This window comes from Chiayiivirga flava (genome assembly GCF_014202825.1).
GTDB classification, from domain to species: Bacteria; Pseudomonadota; Gammaproteobacteria; order Xanthomonadales; family Xanthomonadaceae; genus Chiayiivirga; species Chiayiivirga flava.
The window spans coordinates 811,625-828,963 of the sequence record NZ_JACHHP010000001.1; the positions used below are offsets into that span (position 1 = coordinate 811,625).

Annotated in this window: 3 protein-coding genes; 1 reads left to right on the top strand and 2 read right to left on the bottom strand. The window is 71.7% G+C overall.

What is annotated here, in order from left to right:
- Positions 1–3 precede the first annotated feature (3 nt).
- On the bottom strand, positions 4–999 hold the full coding sequence (locus HNQ52_RS03355) for a peptidylprolyl isomerase (protein WP_183959668.1): 996 nt from the start codon (positions 997–999) through the stop codon (positions 4–6).
- The gene (locus HNQ52_RS03360) at positions 996–14,171 is read right to left on the bottom strand and encodes a beta-propeller fold lactonase family protein (RefSeq protein WP_183959670.1); all 13,176 of its coding nucleotides are present in this window, start codon (positions 14,169–14,171) and stop codon (positions 996–998) included. Before HNQ52_RS03360 ends, HNQ52_RS03355 begins: the two co-directional genes overlap by 4 nt.
- A gap of 586 nt (positions 14,172–14,757) precedes the next feature.
- On the opposite strand from HNQ52_RS03360, the gene HNQ52_RS03365 reads away from it, so the two are divergent.
- The gene (locus HNQ52_RS03365) at positions 14,758–17,199 is read left to right on the top strand and encodes an ADOP family duplicated permease (RefSeq protein ID WP_183959672.1); all 2,442 of its coding nucleotides are present in this window, start codon (positions 14,758–14,760) and stop codon (positions 17,197–17,199) included.
- Positions 17,200–17,339: the final 140 nt, after the last annotated feature.

Below are 17,339 nucleotides of genomic sequence, written 5' to 3' on the forward strand. Positions count from 1 at the left end.
CGTTCATCCTTCTTGCGCCGGCATCGCCGGCGGTTGCTGCGGTGTGGTGTCGGCGGCGGGACCGACCGGTGCGATGGCCGCGAGCGCGCTCTCGCGCACCTCGACATCGGCGTCTTTCACGAGCGCCACGCGGAAGTCGTGTTCGGCCTGCGTCAGCTTCTGCTGCAGCAGGCCCTGGCGGATGCCGGCGGCGAGGTCGTCGAAATCGCGCGCACGCGCGGGCTCGGCTTCGACCAGCCGCACCAGGTACACGCCGTCGGCGCCGCGCAGCACCTCCGACACGTCGCCGTCGTTCTTCAGCGCGAGACCGGCATCGAGCACGGCCGCATCCCAGGTGTAGCGTTCGGCGCGGTCGTCGGCGATCCAGCCGATCACGCCGCCGCGATAGCGGCTGGCGCGGTCGTCGGAGTACTCGCGCGCCAGCACGCCGAAATGCGGCACGTCGGCGGGCAGCGCGAGCGCCTTGGTGCGCGCCTGTGCCATCAGCGATTCGGCCTGCGTCCAGGCGGCCGCGTCGGCGTCCTTCGACACGCCCAGGCGGATCATCGCCAGCCGCCGTCGCGCGGGGACGGTGTAGCTGTCGGCGCGACGCTCGTATTCGGCGCGCACGTCCTCCGGCGTCACGTCCAGATCCTGCTGCGTGCGTCGCAGCGTGCCCTGCAGATACTGGTTGGCGAGGATCTGTTCGAGCGAGCGACGCACCGCCGGTTGCCGGTCGAGGCCGGTGCGGTGCGCCGCGTCGACCAGCGCACGGCGGTAGATGAGATCGTCGAGCAGCGCACGGCGCTGCTCCGCGGTCTGGAACTGGCCGGGCTGGCTGCCGCCGCGCCGCTGCATTTCCTCCACGAACATCGCTTCGGTGACGTACTCGTCGCCGATGCGCGCGATCCACGGCCCGGGCGCAGGCGCATGCGCCGCTGCCGGCGCGGTCGAACGTCCGCCGAGCCAGCCGAGCCCGAACGCCGCCAGCACGGCCACGGCGATGACGACAGGCTTCATCGGCCGCCTCCGCCGGGCAGGACGCCGCAATCGACGGCATCGGGCGCGCACGCGCGTTTGAGCAGGCTGCGGACGACGGCGAAGCGGTCGGCGGTGTCGATCTCGAAGCCGTCGCTGAAGATGAGGAACTGGATCACGTCGATGTCCACGGCCGCGTTGTTGTCGGGATTGATGTCGCCGCCGGGCTGCACGGTGGCTGCGACCGTCTGCACGATTTGGCGCGGCGTGGACGGGTCGATGGTCGGATCGACGGTGGCGGTCCAGGTGTAGATCGCGCGTCCGCCGGACGCCAGATCGATGGTGTCGACGAGGCCACCGCTGCCGGCGCTGCAGCCACCGCCGGTGCAGGTCCACGTTGCGTCCACCAGCTCGGCCGCCTGCGGCATCGCGATCGCCGCGTCGGCCACGGCCTCCGAACCGATGTTGACGATCTCGATCCGGTACGTGAGCACCTCGCCCGGCACCACCGCACGTTCGCCGTCGTCGATGCTCACCATCAGGTCGCCGCCGTTGAGCAGTTGCGTGGCTTGCGTCGCGGCGTTGTTGCCAAGCACGAGCTCGTCGTCGCTGGTGGCGACGACGCCGTCGATGGTGAGCGTCGCCGGCGCGTCGGGCAGGCTGCGGAACGCGAGCGGAATGTCGATGCTGGCGCCGGCCGGCACCGAACCCACGTCGCAACGCAGCGCGCTGCCGAACGCGAGCGCACACGGCCCTTCGACGGTCTGCCGGATGTTGGCCGAGAAGCCCAGATCGAGCACCACGTCGCGCGCGTCGGACGGGCCGAGGTTGGTCACGGTGGCGACATACGGCAGATCGATGACGCCGTCGGGATCGAACGGGTCGAGCGGGTCGTGCAACGCCACGGTCAGATCCGGATGCACCAGTACCGCATCGGTGTCGATCGCGCTGTTGTTGGCCGTGGCCGGCTCCACCGTCGGTGCGGTCACCTGGGCGTCGACGCGATTGACCACCGTGCCGATGGCCGACGGACGCACGCGCGCATCGACCACGATGTGCAGGCTCTCTCCCGCCGGCAGATAGCTGTCGAACGCGATGCCGCCGAGCCCGCTGGCGGGACACGTGGCGCCGCCGCTGCCGGCGCAGGTCCAGGCCACATCGCGCAGCGCCGCAGCCTGCGGATCGAGCACGCGCACCAGCGGCGCGTCGCTGGGGCCGGCATTGGCGATGTCGATGACGTACTGCGTGGTGGTGCCGGCAATCACGCTGTCGACGCCGTTGCTCTTGCTCACCGACACGTCCGCCACCTGGATCACCTGCGTGGCGGCGCTGGCGCTGTGGTCGGCCGGGCTCGGATCGGTGGCGCCGGCCTCTGGCACCACAAGCGCGGTGTTGTCGAGCATGCCGACGAAGGCCGGATCGATGCGTGCCTGCACCACGATTTCGAGTGTCTCGCCGACCGGCAGGTTGGCCGCGAAATCGAGGTCGCCGTTGCCGCCCGCCGGGCACGTGGCCGCGCCGCTGGCGACGCAGGTCCAGCTCGCATCGAGCAGGGCCGACGGCAGGTCGTCGGCGACGCGCATGCCGAGCGCATCGCTGGGGCCGGCGTTGGAAACCTGCAGCGTGTACGCGATCGGCTCGCCGGCGACGCCGTCGGCGGGCGCGGTCTTCGCGATCGCGAGGTCCGAGACGACCAGGATGTCGGTGCTGTCGGTGGCGGAATTGTTCGCCGTGTCCGGATCGGCGCCGCTGGCCGGCGTGATCGACGCGGTGTTGACCAGCGTGCCGCGCGCGCTCGGGTGCACGGTGCCGGCGAACGCGAGGTCGGCCGAGCCGGTGGCACCGAGGTCGATGGCGAGCTGCATCGTGTCGTCCTGCGCCGCGCCGACGAGGCAGCGCGACAGCGCGCGTTCGTCGAGTTGCACGATGCCGCCGCCGGCACCGGGCGTGGTGGCGTACAGATCGGCAAGCCCGGGCACCACGAGCAACGCGGCCGGTGCGGCCAGCGCGCTGCCCGGCGCGGCGTAGCGGGTGCGATGCTCGATGGCGCCGCTGGCCCAGTCGCGCGCGTAGACGTGCACCGCGCCGCCGGCATCGGCCAGGTACAGGCGCGAGCCGTGCGTGTCCAGGCGCAGCGCGGTCGGTTGCGCGACGTCGGCTGCGTGCGGCGTGCTGGCCACGTGCGCCAGACGCCCGTCGCCGCCGCGCGCGAACATCGCGATGCCGCCGCTGCCGAGCGCGTAGAGATAGCCGTCGCCCGGCGCGGCGACGAGGTCGCGCACTGCCGCGATGGCCGCGACGGCGCCGCTGCGGATGACCTGTCGGTAGGTGAGCCGCCCGCTCGATGCATCGATATCGAACGTGGTGATGGCGTTCGACGTCGGGGCCACGGCGTACAGCTGGGCGCCGTCGCGCGCCAGATGCAGCCGGCGCACGCCGCGGATGACGTTGCTGTCGGGCTGGATCGTGCCGAAGCCGTCGCGCACGCGCTCGACGAAGGTCAGCAGGCCGGTGAGCGCGTCGCGCCGGAACACGGCGATCGAATCGGCCGCCGGCGCCGCGACGTAGACGAAGGTGTCGTCCGCCGACAGCAGCACCTGCGCCGGCCCTTGCAGCCCCGCGACGGCGCCGCTGCCCGACGTGAGCTTCTGCACGAACGTGTGTGCGCCCGTCTCCGGATCGCGTGCGAACACCACGAGGCTGTTGTCGCTGGCACCGGTGACGAGCACGTGGCGACCGTCGGCGCTGACGGCCACATTCGACGCGCCGCCGAGGCCGCTCACGGTCGCCTCGCCGAGCGTGCTGCCGTTGGCGATGACGAGCGGCGTACCCAGATCGCCGAGCGCATCGAGCTCGAACACCAGCAGCGAATTCGTTGCCGCGTTCGTGGCGTAGAGACGCGCACGGTCGGTCGTGACCGCGAGTTCGCCGATGCCGGCGATGGCCGGATGGGACGCGGCGCTGCGTTCGTCGACGAATGCCAGCGGCACGTTGGCATCGCAGGTCCACGCGCTGGCGCCGGCCAGCATGCCGCCGGTCGCGGCCGGGAACACCGGCACCAGATCGACCAGCTGCGCACCGATCGCATCGGACAGCCCCGCGTTGGCCACCGACACCGCGTACTCGACCGACGTGCCCGCGACCACCGTGCTGCGGTTGTCGGTCTTGTCGATCGACAGGTCCGGATTCGGCTGTAGCGCGTTGCTGTCGGTGGCGGTGTTGTCGGGTGCGTTGAGTTCCTCTTCCGGCACGCGGGTCTGCGCGGTGACGGTGTAGTCGAGGCTGCCGAGCGCGTTGGGGAAGATTTCGCCGCCGATGGCGAAGTCCACGTGCCCGTCGGGCGCGATGTCGATCTGCGTCCCGCCCAGCGCCTGCGGGCCCGACACCGGGCACCGCGATCCGCGCTCGCGCGCCCACACGCCGATGCCGCCCGCGACGTCGTTCGCGCCGGTGTAGAGCTGCCGCGCGTCGGCCGACAGCGCGAGCGCGGCGGCACCGGTGAGCACCGGCGCGTCGACGGGCAGGTACGCGTCGAGCTGCACCGGTTCGGTGCCAAGCAGGCTGAAGAGCGCAAGACCGCCGCTGCCGGCAACGTACAGTCGCTTCTGGTCCGGATCGAATACAAGCGCACGCGGCTGTACCAGTCCGGAGACGCCGTCGACGCCGTTTTCGATGCTGGCATCGAACGTGAACGCGTTGTCGTCGAACTCGAAAATGCCGACCTGGTCGCCACCGGCCGCCGCGACGAACACGCGACCGTCGGCCACCAGCATCGACGCCGGATCGAGCAGCGCGTCCGTTTCCAGCTCGAAGTTCTGGATCACGTCGGCGAACGCCAGCAGGCCAGTGGCCGGGTTGCGCGCGAATGCGGCGAGCGACTGGTTGTCGCGCGCCACAGCGAACACGGTGAGTCCGTCGGCGCTCAGCGCGAGGTCGCTGATGCCGTTGAGCCCGTCGACACCGGCCTGGCTCTGGCGCACGAGCCCGAGCGTGGTCAGCGCGCCGTTGCCGGCGTTGATGCCGAACACCACGATGGCGTCGTCCAGCGCGCCGGCCGCGTACAGGTGGCGGCCGTCGGCCGAGCGCGCGAGCGCGGTGACGCCGCCGAGTCCGTCGATGCCGAGTTCGCCGTCCTGGTACTGCGTGACGAAGCTCAGCTCGCCGGTGACCGCATCGCGCGAGAACAGTGCGATGGAGTCGCTGCTGCGACCGGCCACGTACAGGTGGCGCGCGTCGCCGGACAACAGCAGGTCGGCGGCGCCGCCGATGCCCAGGACGCCATCGCTGCCGTTCGCATAGAGTCTGCTTTCGGTCAGCCCGCCGTTGAGCGGATCGCGCCGGTACGCGATCACGGTGCCGGCGCCGTCGCGCGTGCCGGCGGCATAGGCGTGGTTGCCGAGCGGGTCCAGCGCCAGCGCCTGCACCGTGGATGTGGCGCCGGAATCGAGCACGGACTGGAACAGGTCGAGTACGCCGGGCACCGGCGTCGGACTGCAGGTCCAGGCCACGTCGTAGAGCGCCGGCGGCACGTTGTCGTGCAGCGTCACCGCGCTGGCGTAGGTGGGTCCGAGATTGGCGATGCGCACGTTGTAGTCGATGCGGTCGCCCGGGATCGACACGGTGGCGCCGTCGTCCACCGTCGCCACGAGATCCATCGCCGGCGACAGCACCGTGTTGCCGTCGGTCGCGCTGTTGTTGCTCGGGTCCGGGTCGGATACCCCGAGCGCGGCCACCGTGGCGGTGTTGACCAGGCGTCCGCCGGCGGTGTTCGACACCACGCCCGTGGCGAGGAAGGTCACGCTGCCGCCGACCGGCAGCGCGATGCCGTCCTCGTCGATGTTGCCGTTGCCCGACGGCGGACAGCCGCCACCGCCGCCGCCGCTGCAGGTCCACTGCACCGAGGCGAACTGCGACGGGAACGGATCGGACACGCGCGCCGACGGCACCGCGCTGGGGCCGTTGTTCTGCACGCGGATCACGTAGGTCACCGCATCGCCGGGCGCGACGCCGCCGAGGCCGTCGAAGATCACGTCGGCGTAGGCCAGATCGCTGGTGTCGGGCTGCGGCGCGGGATCGCGCACGAACGTGGCCAGCGCGTTGTCGATGGACGACACCGCGTAGAGCTGCTCGCCATCGGGCGAAACGATCACGTCGGCGACGCCGTCGAGGCCAAGCACCTGTCCGCCGGTCAGCGGCGCCTCGTCGCCGAGCGTCACCACGCCCGCGAACGCCGGCACGCCGCTGGCGGCATCCACGGTGAAGCGCGCGATGGCATCGGCCGACGCGCCGGCAACGTAGATCGCCGCGCCGTCCGGGCTCCGGCGCAGGCGCGTCGCGCCGGTCACGCCACTGCCGGACACGGCCTGCGCGAAGGTCAGCGCGCCGGTGCCTGGGTCGCGGGTGAAGTGCACGAGGTTGCCGCTGCCGGCGGCAAGCACGTACAGGTGCGTGCCGCTCGCATCGAACGCCAGCGCGCGCACGCCGCCCATGCCGCTGACGCCGCCGGCGTCGTTGAGCAGGCGCGAGACGAAGCCGAGCTGGCCGAAGCCGGAACTGCCCGGATTCGGATTACGCGTGAACAGCGCCACGCTGTCGGCGCCGGCGCCGAGCGCGTAGACGTGTTTGCCGTCGGGCGAGGCGATCACGTCGATCGGCGCCAGGATGCCGTCGACGCCGCCGACGCCGTTCTGCACCACGCTGCGGTAGGTCAGTGCGCCGAACGTCGCGGATGCAGGCTCCGCGTCGCGCGCGAACAGCGCGATCGCGTTGGAGAACTCGCTCGCCACGTACAGGTGCAGGCCGTCCGCGCTCTGCGCGACCGCGCGCGCGCCGGACATGCCTGCGACGCCGAGCACGCCGTTCTGGTCCAGGTCGATCGGATCGAGCGTGCCGTCGCCGCGCGCGAAGGACACGATGGCGTTGTCGACCTGGCCGACGGCGTAGACGTGGGCGCCGCCGTGCGCGAGCAGCACGTCGCTGACGCCACCGAGCCCGGCGACACCGCCCACGCCGCTGCGCACCACATTCGCGAAGCGCACGCGGCCGAAGTCCGGCAGGCCCGGATCGGCCTGACGGCGGAACACGCCGAGCGCGTTGTCCTGCGCCGCCGCGACGACGAATCCGTCGGCATCGCCATCGATCGCGACCGCGCCGGAAAGACCGTCGAATTCGGCCAGGCCGTCGTCCTTGGTGATCGACAGATCGGCGACGCTCGAAATCACGTCGACGTCGCTCGCGGCGTCGTTGCCCGGGTTGTCGTCGGAGTTCGACTGCACGCTCGCGTCGTTGCGCAGCGGGCACGCCAGATCGCTGCGCACCCGCACCGTGATCTCGAACGACAGCGTGCCGCCGGCGGCGATGTCGACCGGCACCGCGTCGAGCGGACCGCTGCCGCTGGGCGGACAGAACGAATCCACCTGGCGCCGGAACTGCACCACCGCCCCCTGCAGCGTGCCGGCGACGTAGACCTGATTGAGCGCATCGTCGACGACGATGCCGGTGGCGCCGGCAAGGCCGTCGATGTCGCTCGATTCATTGGTGCGCTGCCCGAGGTAGCGCAGCGAACCGTCGCTCGGATCGCGCGCGAACCAGGCCACCGACGCGCCGCCCTGCCCGGTGACGTACAGATGCCGGTCGTCGGCGGTCAGCGCGGCGCGGCGCGGCGTCAGCAGACCCAGTGTGCCGGCGCTGTCCTGCACCACGCTCGATGCCAGCGCGAGATTGCCGAAACTGCCGCCGGGCACGATCATCCGCCGCAGCACCACCACGCGGTTGGCATTGGCGACGGTGAGATAGAGGAATTCGCCGCTGCTGTCGAACACGCCGGACGACACGCCGTCCAGCGGCACCGCGAGATCCGCGCCGCTGCGCGCGCTGCGCCACGAAAGTTCGCCGGTGGCGGTATCGCGCTTGAAGACGATCACCGTCGCGCCGGAGCCCGACAGTGCGTAGAGATGCTCGCCGTCGGGCGACACCACGGTGAATTCGACGTCGGCAAGACCGGCGACGGTGTTGCCGGCATCGTCCGGATCGTTGACGCCGTTCTGTTCGCTTTCCAGATACGTCAGCGCGCCGGTGGTGGCGTTGCGCGCGAACACCGCGATCGCATCGTCGTTGGCGCCGGCCACGTAGAGATGCGCGCCGTCCGGGCTCAGGGCCACGTGCAGCGCCTGGTCCAGCCCCACGATGCCGCGTTTCACCTCGACCAGTTTTGCGGTCTCGCCGGTGGGCGGATGGATCGCGTACACCGTCACGCTGTCGGAAATCCGGCTGGCGACGTACAGGAACTTTCCGTCCGCGCTCGCGACGACGCTGCGCGCGCCTTCGAGCGAATCCACCGCGCTGCCGCCGAGCGGCGCGCCGTGGCGGATCTGCAGCGCCTGCGTGAGCGTGCCGTCGACTGGATCGCGTGCGAACAGCGTCACGTTGTTGTCGAGCACGCTCGCGGCGGCGAGATAGGCCGGATGCGGCCCGGCGCCGTCGCTGTCGGCCAGCAGGGTCACGCTCGCGACCCCGCCGAGCGCGCCGGTGCCGACGTCGCCGCCGAAACGCGCGTCGACGAAATCGAGCGCGCCGGAACCGCTCGCGATGCACGTCCAGAGCGCGGTCTGCGGCTCGAAGCCCGAGGCGCAGCCGGGCGCGCCTTCGGCATCGAACAGATCGGTCACGAGCACCGGATGGCCGGGACCGTTGACCACGTTGCTCGGCCCCGCGTTGCGCACGTCGAGCGTGTACGTGACCGTTTGCCCGCCGACCACCGACACCTGGTCGTTGGTCTTCTCGATCGACAGGTCGCCCGACACCTCGAGCGTGCTGGTGTCGGTGGAGCTGTTGTTGCCGGTGTCCGGATCGTCGACGCGCTCGGGCGGCGCGACGGTGGCGGTGTTGGACAGCGTGCCGGTGGCGCCGGGCAGGATCGAGGCCGTGGCGGTGTAGACCAGGGTGCCACCGACGCCGATGTCGACCAGATCGTCGATGTCGCCGGCGCCGCTGACGCTGCACGAGGAACCGGTGCCGACCGCGAACGACGCCAGCGCGCCATCGCCGAAGCCCGCTGCATAGACGTTGCGCGAATCCGGGCTGACCGCCAGCGCGTAGACCGCGTTGATGCCGTCGACGCCGTCGGCCTCGTCGCTGCGCACCTCCACCGGATCGAGTGCGCCGAAACGCGCGCTGCTGCGGTTGAGATCGCGATCGAGCACCAGCACGCTGTGGCTGAACTGCGCCGCCACGTAGACGCGCTTGCCGTTCGGCGAGACGGTGATGTCGCGCGGGCCGACGAGCTTGGCGAAGCCGGCGCCTGCGTTGTTGTACTGGAACAGCGGACGCACCGTGCCGTAGGCCAGGCTGGTCGGATCGGTCACGCGCTGCAGCACGTGGATGCGGTTGCTGTTCTGGCCGACGATGTACACGTGATGGACGATCGAACCCACGCCCGGATCGCCGCTGTCCACCGCAGGCGGCATCGCGATCGCCATCGGCCGCTCGTTGCCGCCCAGCACCAGCGACTGCAGGAAGCTCAGGCGTCCGAACGCGGCGCTCAGACTGTCCGCGTTGCGGTTGAACACCACCACCGCGTTCGAGGTGACGCCGACGCCGAGCACCTGCGCGCCGCCGTCGAGCACCTGCAGATCGCGGATGCCCGCCATGCCGGACACGCCCACGTCGCTGCCGCGGATCACGCTGTCCCAGGTCATCTGCAGCGTGACCGCATCGCGGCGGAACACGCCGATCGAGGCTTCGAACGAGCCTGCCACGTACACCGAACGGCCGTCGCCGCTGAGTGCGATGCCCTGCGCACCGAGCAGACCGTCGACACCGCCGACGCCGTCCCGGAACGTCTGCGTCTGGCCGCTGCCGGCGCGCAGCTGGCCGAAGGCGGCGTCGTTTTCGTCGTCGACGCGGCGGAACCAGGTGACGCTGTGGTTCTCCTCGCTGCTGACGAACAGGGCCTTGCTTTCGGCATCGAGCATCAGCCGGCTGGGGCGCGCGAGTCCGGCGAATCCGGCGTCGGAACTCGAATAGCTGGCGAGGAAGGTCAGGTGCCCGCCGGCCGTGTCGGTGGTGAAGCCGGCATTCGGATTGCGCGCGAACACGGTCAGCGACTCGTCCTGCAGGCTGAGCACGTAGACGTGCGCACCGTCGTGGCTGACCACGGTATCGACCGGCGCGAGCATGCTGTCGATCGTCGGCGGCTGGCTGCCGCCGCCGTACGCGTCGCCCTGGCGGTCGTCCTCGACGAAGGCGAACAGCGGATCGGGCGCGCGCCGCTGGAACACGAGCAGCTGCTGCGCCGGTGTCACGCCGGACGCGGACGCGACGAGCACATGGCGGCCGTCGCCGCTGACCAGCACGTCCGACGGCGCCAGCAGCGCCGGATTGTCGCCGCTGCCGAAACGCTCCTCGACCGGCGTGCCGCCGCTGCCGGACAGTCCGCCGCTCGAGGTGTTGCGGCGGCTCGTGAACAGCAGGTCCGCGTCGCGGTTGCTGCCGAGTACGTGTTCGCCGTCGGGCGCAACCGTCAGACGCACATCGCCCGAGAACGCGGTGTCGCTGTAAACGATGCGGCCGACCTCGTCCGACGACGGCACGCCGAGTGTGCCCTGCCAGGTCGCGAGCACGAGCGTGCCGGCGCCGCCCACGGCGATGTAAAGATGCTTGCCTGACGGCGGCAGCGCGAGATCCGTGATGCCGGGCGTGACGTCGGCGACCAGGCTGTCGACCAGGCTCAGTCGCCCGAGCGGCGTGCTGCCCGGCGTGGTGTTGATCGCGAAGCGTGCGACGCCGCCGCCCGTGGTCGACGCGACGAACAGCATCGCGTCGGCAAGCGAGATCGCCATCGGCCCCGGCGCGGCGGGCACGCCCTCGGTCTGCGGCGGATCGGTCGCCAGCACGAACAGCGGCAGGCCGCTCACCGCATCGCGGCGGTAGATCGAGATCTGCTCGCCACCGCTGACATAGAAGTGCGTCGCGGTCATCACGATGCGGCGCGGCGTGACCGGCAGCCCCGCGCTCACCGCGCCGGCGAACGACAGCCGCCCGTAGGCCGGATCGGCCGGATTGGTGACGCGGTTGAATGCGACGATGGAACTGGGTGCGCCGGGCGGCGACGCCGGCGCATGCGACAGCACGAACAGCATCGCGCCGTCCGGACTCAGCACCAGGTCCACCGGATTGCGCATGCCGGTGACGGTGGCGCCCGAATCGCTCACGTCGTTGATGCCGTCGGTTTCGGTCTCGATCTGTGCCACGGCGCCGAAGCCCAGCCCCGGCACCTGGTTGCGGTTGAACACGAACACGCGGTTCTCGCTCGAACCGATCTCGTACACGTGGCGGCCGTCGGCGCTCATCACCGCGGCGTGGCCGGCGGTGCCGGCCGAGCCTGCAAGCGCGAGGAATTCGAGGTTGCCGGGCACCGGCGTCGTGGCGCGGCAGGTCCAGCTGACGTTGTCGAGCTGCGGCGGAAAACTGTCCTGCACGCGTGCGCCGAATACGTCATCCGGACCGTCGTTGGTGACGGTGATCGAGTACTCGGTGCTGCCGCCAGGCGTTACGCTGCTGCGGTTGTCGGTCTTGTCGATCGCAAGATCCGCGTCGCCGCCGAGGCCGGAGGTGACGCTGGCGGTCTGGGTGACGCCGTTCCAGTCGAGCGTGGCGGTGTTGACGATCGGCTCGCCGGTGGGGAACTCCACCGTCGGCACGCGCACGTCGAAACGGAGCTGGCTGCCGGGCGCGAGATCGACGTCCGCGTCGAGCGGGCCGGTGCCGCTCGCCGGACAACCGGCGCCGGCGGGACCGGCGAGCGGCTCGCAGGTCCAGCTGGCGTCGGCGCTCGCGAGTTGCACGTCGTCAAGCGGGTCGGCCACGTTGACCTGCGCGAAGCTCGGGCCGCTGTTGGACACCGTCACGCGATAGTCGAGCAGGTTCGGCGTCACCGTGTCGTCGAGTTCGAGCAGCGATTTGGCGATCGTGAGCCCGGCCTGCGGCACGAGCAGCGTGTCGGCATCGGCGTCGGCATCGTTGGCCGCGTTGACATCGGTGATGCCCGGCGGCAGCGACGAGGCGACATCGAATTCCAGCGTGCCGGTGGCGCGCGGGTCGAGGCGACCGCGCAGGGTGAACACGACTTCGCCGCCGCTCGGAAGATCCACGTGCGCGTCGATGCCGTCGGCAATGACCGGGGCGGTCGGCGCCGACACGCCGCAGACGCTGCTGTTGGTGTTGCAGCAGGCGCCGCCGGTGGCGCTGCATTGCCAGCTCGACGTGCCGGCGGTGAAGCCGGCCGTGGTGGCACCCGCGAACACCGGCAGCAGGCCGCTGACGGCCACGTTGTTGGCCGCGATGAAGCCACCGTTGCGCACCCGCACGGTGTAGGTGTGATCGACGCCGGGCACCGCGGCGAGCACGCCGTCGTCGGTGATCACGCCGACATCGGTGCCCACGGTCACGTTCACGGTCGCGGTGCTGGTGCGCGTGTCGGCGGTGCCGACCAGTTCGAGCGACGGCGACAGCGACACCGTGGCCGTGTTGCCGATGGCGGTGGTCACCGACGGCGCCACGGCGGCATTCACCACCATCGTGCTGGAGCTGCCGGCGGTGAGCTTGAAGGCGCGGTTGGCGAAGCTGCCGGTGCCCGAGGTCAGCGGCACCGGGCAGTTGTCGATGCCGTAGTCGCCGTCGACGGTGGCGCTCCCGACGCAATAGCTCCAGCACGGCGTGGCGGCGGACGCGCATTGCGGCGGCGGGCTGCCGACGATGCCGCTGGCGAAGGTGTCCGAGAGCAGCGCGCCCTCTTCTGCATTCAGCGCGCCGATATCGCTCGGGCCGAGGTTCTCGACGGTGATCTCGTAGCTGAAGTACGACCCCGGCGACACCGTCGCCGACGCCGCCGGCGGCGTCGCCTCGCTCACGCGCACGAGCTTGGTCACGCGCAGCGCGGCCTGGCGCAGGATGCTCAGCGACACCGTGGCGCTGTTGTCGCTGCCGTCGATGTCGTTGGCGGCCGTGGGCACGGTGACGGTGGCGAGGTGTTCGAGCGGCAGCGGCGGGTTGTCGGTCTGCACCATCGACGAGGCGTAGGCCACGTCCACGGTGTAGACCGCGGCGCCGCCGGCGGGCAGCGCCAGGCTCGCATGCGCGATGTTGCCGCTGCCGCTCGACGGGCAGGTGGCGCCGCCGGAGCCGGCACAGCTCCACTGGCTCACCGTGACGCCGGCCGGCGCGGTATAGGCCGCGCCGACGCCGGTGGCGCCGTCGGGCCCTGCGTTCGCGACGGTGAAGGTGAAGCTGCCGGTGGCGCCCGGGGTGTAAGTGGTGGCGGCCGAAGCCATCGCGATCGACACGTCGCTCGCGGCGACCCGCGTGCTGCTGACGGAGAGCGCCGGCGCAAGGCCGGTCACCGACGCATTCACCACGAGCGGCGAGCCGGTCGCGCCGAAGGCCCACACGATGTTGCTCGCGGTCAGCGTGATGCTGCCGCCGACCGGCACCGTCACGTTGTTGCGGGTGAAATTGGGCGCGGTCAGCGCGCCGGAACCGCAGTTGGCGCCCGAGCTCGTCGCGCAGCTCCAGCTGCCGGAGGCCGCCGCGCCGGCGGGGAAAGCCACAGACACGGTCGTCGCCGGCGTGGGGTCGACGCCGGTGTTGCGCAGCGTCAGCACGTACGGCCCGGTCGCCGGCTGGCCGGCCTGGTAGGTCGCCGGGCCGGTGAACGTGGACGTGGAGAGGTCCGGTGCCGGAATGCGCGTGCTGCTCACGCTCAGCGCGGGCGCGATGCCGGTGACCGACGAACCCACGGTCAGCGGCGTGCCGCTCGCGGCCAGCGCCCAGGCCACGTTGCTCGCGGTGAAGGTCACCGTGCCGCCGGCCGCGACCACCACGCCGGTGCGGCTGAAGCTCGCCGCGCCGAGCGCGCCGGTGCCGCAGGCGCCGCCGGCGCTTGCCACGCAGCTCCAGCTTCCGGCGCTGGTGGAACCGGCGGGAAACGTCACCGCCACCGGAATCGCGGCCGTGGGATCGTCGCCGGTGTTGCGCAGGGTCAGCACGTAGCTCGCGCTGGCCGGCTGGCCGGGCTGGTAGCTTGCCGGGCCGGTGAAGGTGGAATCGCCCAGGTCCGACGCGGCCTGCGCCTGCGTGCCCGCGAACAGTCCGAGCAGGACGACGAAGCCCCGCAGGGCCCGGGAAATCGCGCGTACGCGTCTGGATCGCTTGATCACGGTGTCGCCCTGTCGACACCGTTCCCGCACACCCCGCGTCGCAACGCGGGGCAACGCCCCGGGCTGCCGCGTCGCGACAGCGCCAGGTGCGCCCGGAAATCGGCATCCTGATTGCCTTTGAATCCCCATCCGGCGGCATTCCCCGCCGGATCCCATGCCCTGCTTCCGCTGCGGTTCCGCCACCGGCCCCCCGCCGGTGCGAAACCCTGGCCCGGTCGGCGCCACCGCGCCGCCCCGGGCCAGCCCCTGCCCCGCCCGCTCGCGACCCCGACACGGCCGCGGATTGCCCCGTACTCGCGTTACATTTGTCGCTGCTTCAAGTAGCGGAAAGCTCTCGGCGCAACTGGCAGCATGGGAGACAGACGGCGCTCTTTGGCAGACAAACGGTCGAGTTGCAACGATTTATGTGCGTTACATCACATTTCGTGCGTATTGCATTTGAGGGTTCCGACGGCGGACGAGCCGTAACAGTCCGCATCCGCGTCCCGGCACCGGAGCCCCTGGGATCGGCGTGCCATGGTCGAACCGCCGCTTCGTTGCCCCGCCGCCCCCGTCCTGCGGTCCTGCCCGCGACCCGAGTACCGCGATGACCCTCCGTCAGGCCCTGCGATCCCTCAGACGTGCACCGGCCTTCACGGCCACCGCCGTGCTCGCCCTTGCCCTCGGCATCGGCGCGGCCGGCGCGATGTTCGCCGTGGTCTACGGCGTGCTGCTTGCCCCGCTGCCGTATCCGGATGCGGACCGCCTGGTCGACCTCGGCCTGCGCACACCGGGCAACGGCGACAGTCCCCAGCCGCTCGCGCTGCACCTGACCTACGCGCGGCATGCGCGGACGCTCGACGGGGTCGGCTTCCACCGCACCGGCAGCGCCAACGTCTGGACCGAAGGCGACGATCCCGTGGCGCAGAGCGTGGTCGTCACCTGGGTGAGCGCGTCGGTGCTGCCGCTGCTGCGGGCCACTCCGCTGCTGGGGCGCGGCTTCGACGCGGAGGAAGAGCTGCGCAGCGGACCGGAGGCCGCCATCCTGAGCGAGGCCGAGTGGCGGACGCGCTTCGGCGCCGCGCCCGACGTCATCGGCGGGACGGTGATGGTCAACAGCGTGCGCCGCACGATCGTCGGCGTGATGCCGGCGGGATTCGCCTTTCCGACGCCGGCCACGCGTCTGTGGCTGCCGGCGAAGCGCAACGACGACGCACACCTCGGCGACTTCGCGTATTCGGGCGTTGCGCGCCTCGCCCCGGGGGTGACCGCGGCGCAGGCGCAGCGCGACCTGGCCGACGTGCTGCCGGCCGTCGCGCAGGCGTTCCCGCGGCTGGACGCCGGCGGTTCGACCGCCGCCTGGCTCGCCGACACGGCCCCGGTGCCGGTGGTGGTGCCCCTGCGCGAGCACGTCACGGCCGACATCGCACCCACGCTGTGGATGCTGGCTGCGGCCGCCGGGCTGGTGCTGCTCGTGGCGTGGGCGAACGTGGCCAACCTGCTGCTGCTGCGTGCGGACGCGCGCCAGCCCGAGTTCGCCGTCCGCGCCGCGCTCGGCGCGGGCCGCCTGCGCAACGCGGCCGCGTTCCTCGCCGAGGCGGTGCTGCTCGGCGCCACGGCCGGCGCGCTCGCGCTGCCGCTGATCCACGCCGCCATCGCCGCGCTGGTCGCCTTCGGCCCCGCCGACGTGCCGCGGCTCGCGGAGCTGGGCGTGGGCGTACCGACCGCGGCCTTCGTCGCGCTGCTCGCGACGGCGAGCGCGGCCGTGTGCGCGGCCGTGCCCGCGGGCCGATTGCTGCATGCGGATCGCCTGTCCGCGCTGCGCGACGGCGCCCGGGGCGCCTCGGCCGGAACGCCGCGCCTGCGGCTGCGTGCGGCCATCACCGCGCTGCAGATGGCGGTGGCGCTCGCGGTCACGACCGGATCGATCCTGCTGCTGCGCACCGCGCATGCGCTCTACGCGCAACACCCGGGGTTCGACACCGCGCAGGTGACGACGCTGCGCACCCAGCTGCCGTTCGCGCGCTACGACGACGCGGCATCGGTCGCGTTCTACGCCCGCCTTGCCGAACGGGTGCGCGCCCTGCCGTCGGTCCGGAGCGCGGGCGTGGCGATGAAGGTGCCGCTGGGGCGCGGCGAGATGCCGGAGGAGACGTTCCGCGCCGACGCCTCAGGTCGGAGGCGGTCGCTGCCGGTGAACATCGTCGACGACGGCTATTTCTCCGCACTGTCGATCCCGCTGCTCGCCGGGCGCGGATTCCGTCCGCTCGATGCCGAGCGCGGCACCGACGTGGTCATCAGCCGCCGCGCGGCACAGGCGCTGTTCGACGACGCCGACGGAACCGCCTCGGTGGGCAGGCGACTGACGCTGGCGCCGGCCGGACCGGCCTATACCGTGATCGGCGTGGTCGGCGACGTGCGCGACCGCGATCTGGCCACCGCGCCCGAACCCGTGCTCTACCGCCCCCTGGTCGTGCCGGGCGCGCCGGACGTGGAGCCGGCGGCGCGGCGCAACATGGCGCTGGTGGTGCACGCGTCCGGCGCGCCCGATGCGCTCGTGCCGGCGCTGCGGCAGATCGTGCGCGAGCTCGACCCCACCGTGCCCGTCTACGGCGTCGAAACCCTGGACGCAGTGCTGCGCGCTTCCACCGCGCGGTTGTCGCTGGTGCTGGCACTCGCGGCGGTGGCCGCGGGCGTCACCCTGCTGCTCGGCGCGGTCGGGCTGTACGGAGTGATGTCGTACATGGTCGCGCTGCGCACGCGCGAGTTCGGCATCCGCGCCGCGCTGGGAGCGACGCCGCGCACGATCGCACGCCAGGTCGCCGCGCACGCGCTGGCGCTCACCGTCGCAGGCATCGCGGTCGGGAGTCTGCTGCACGCGGCGGCGGTGCCGTTCCTGCGCGCCTTGCTCTACGGCGTGACCGCGGGCGATCCGCCGACGCTTGCCGCCGCCGTTGCCGTGTTGCTCGCTACTGCCGCCGTCGCCAGCTGGCTGCCCGCGCGCCGCGCCGCGCGCGTTGCGCCGGCGGCGGCGCTGCGCTCGCTGTAGCGACGGGCACGGTGCAGGGACGGGTGTTTTGTGGAAGTAACCATAGAGTTGGCCGCTCTTGGTAAACATAAATTGGCCGGCCCGAGTGAAATCTCCCGCCGCAAATCGCCCGCGGTCTGATCACCTTCGCCACGTCACCT

Coding starts and splice junctions, on each gene's coding strand:
- HNQ52_RS03355 (WP_183959668.1), bottom strand. CDS start 999: ATGAAGCCTGTCGTCATCGCCGTGGCCGTGCTGGCGGCGTTCGGGCTC.
- HNQ52_RS03365 (WP_183959672.1), top strand. CDS start 14,758: ATGACCCTCCGTCAGGCCCTGCGATCCCTCAGACGTGCACCGGCCTTC.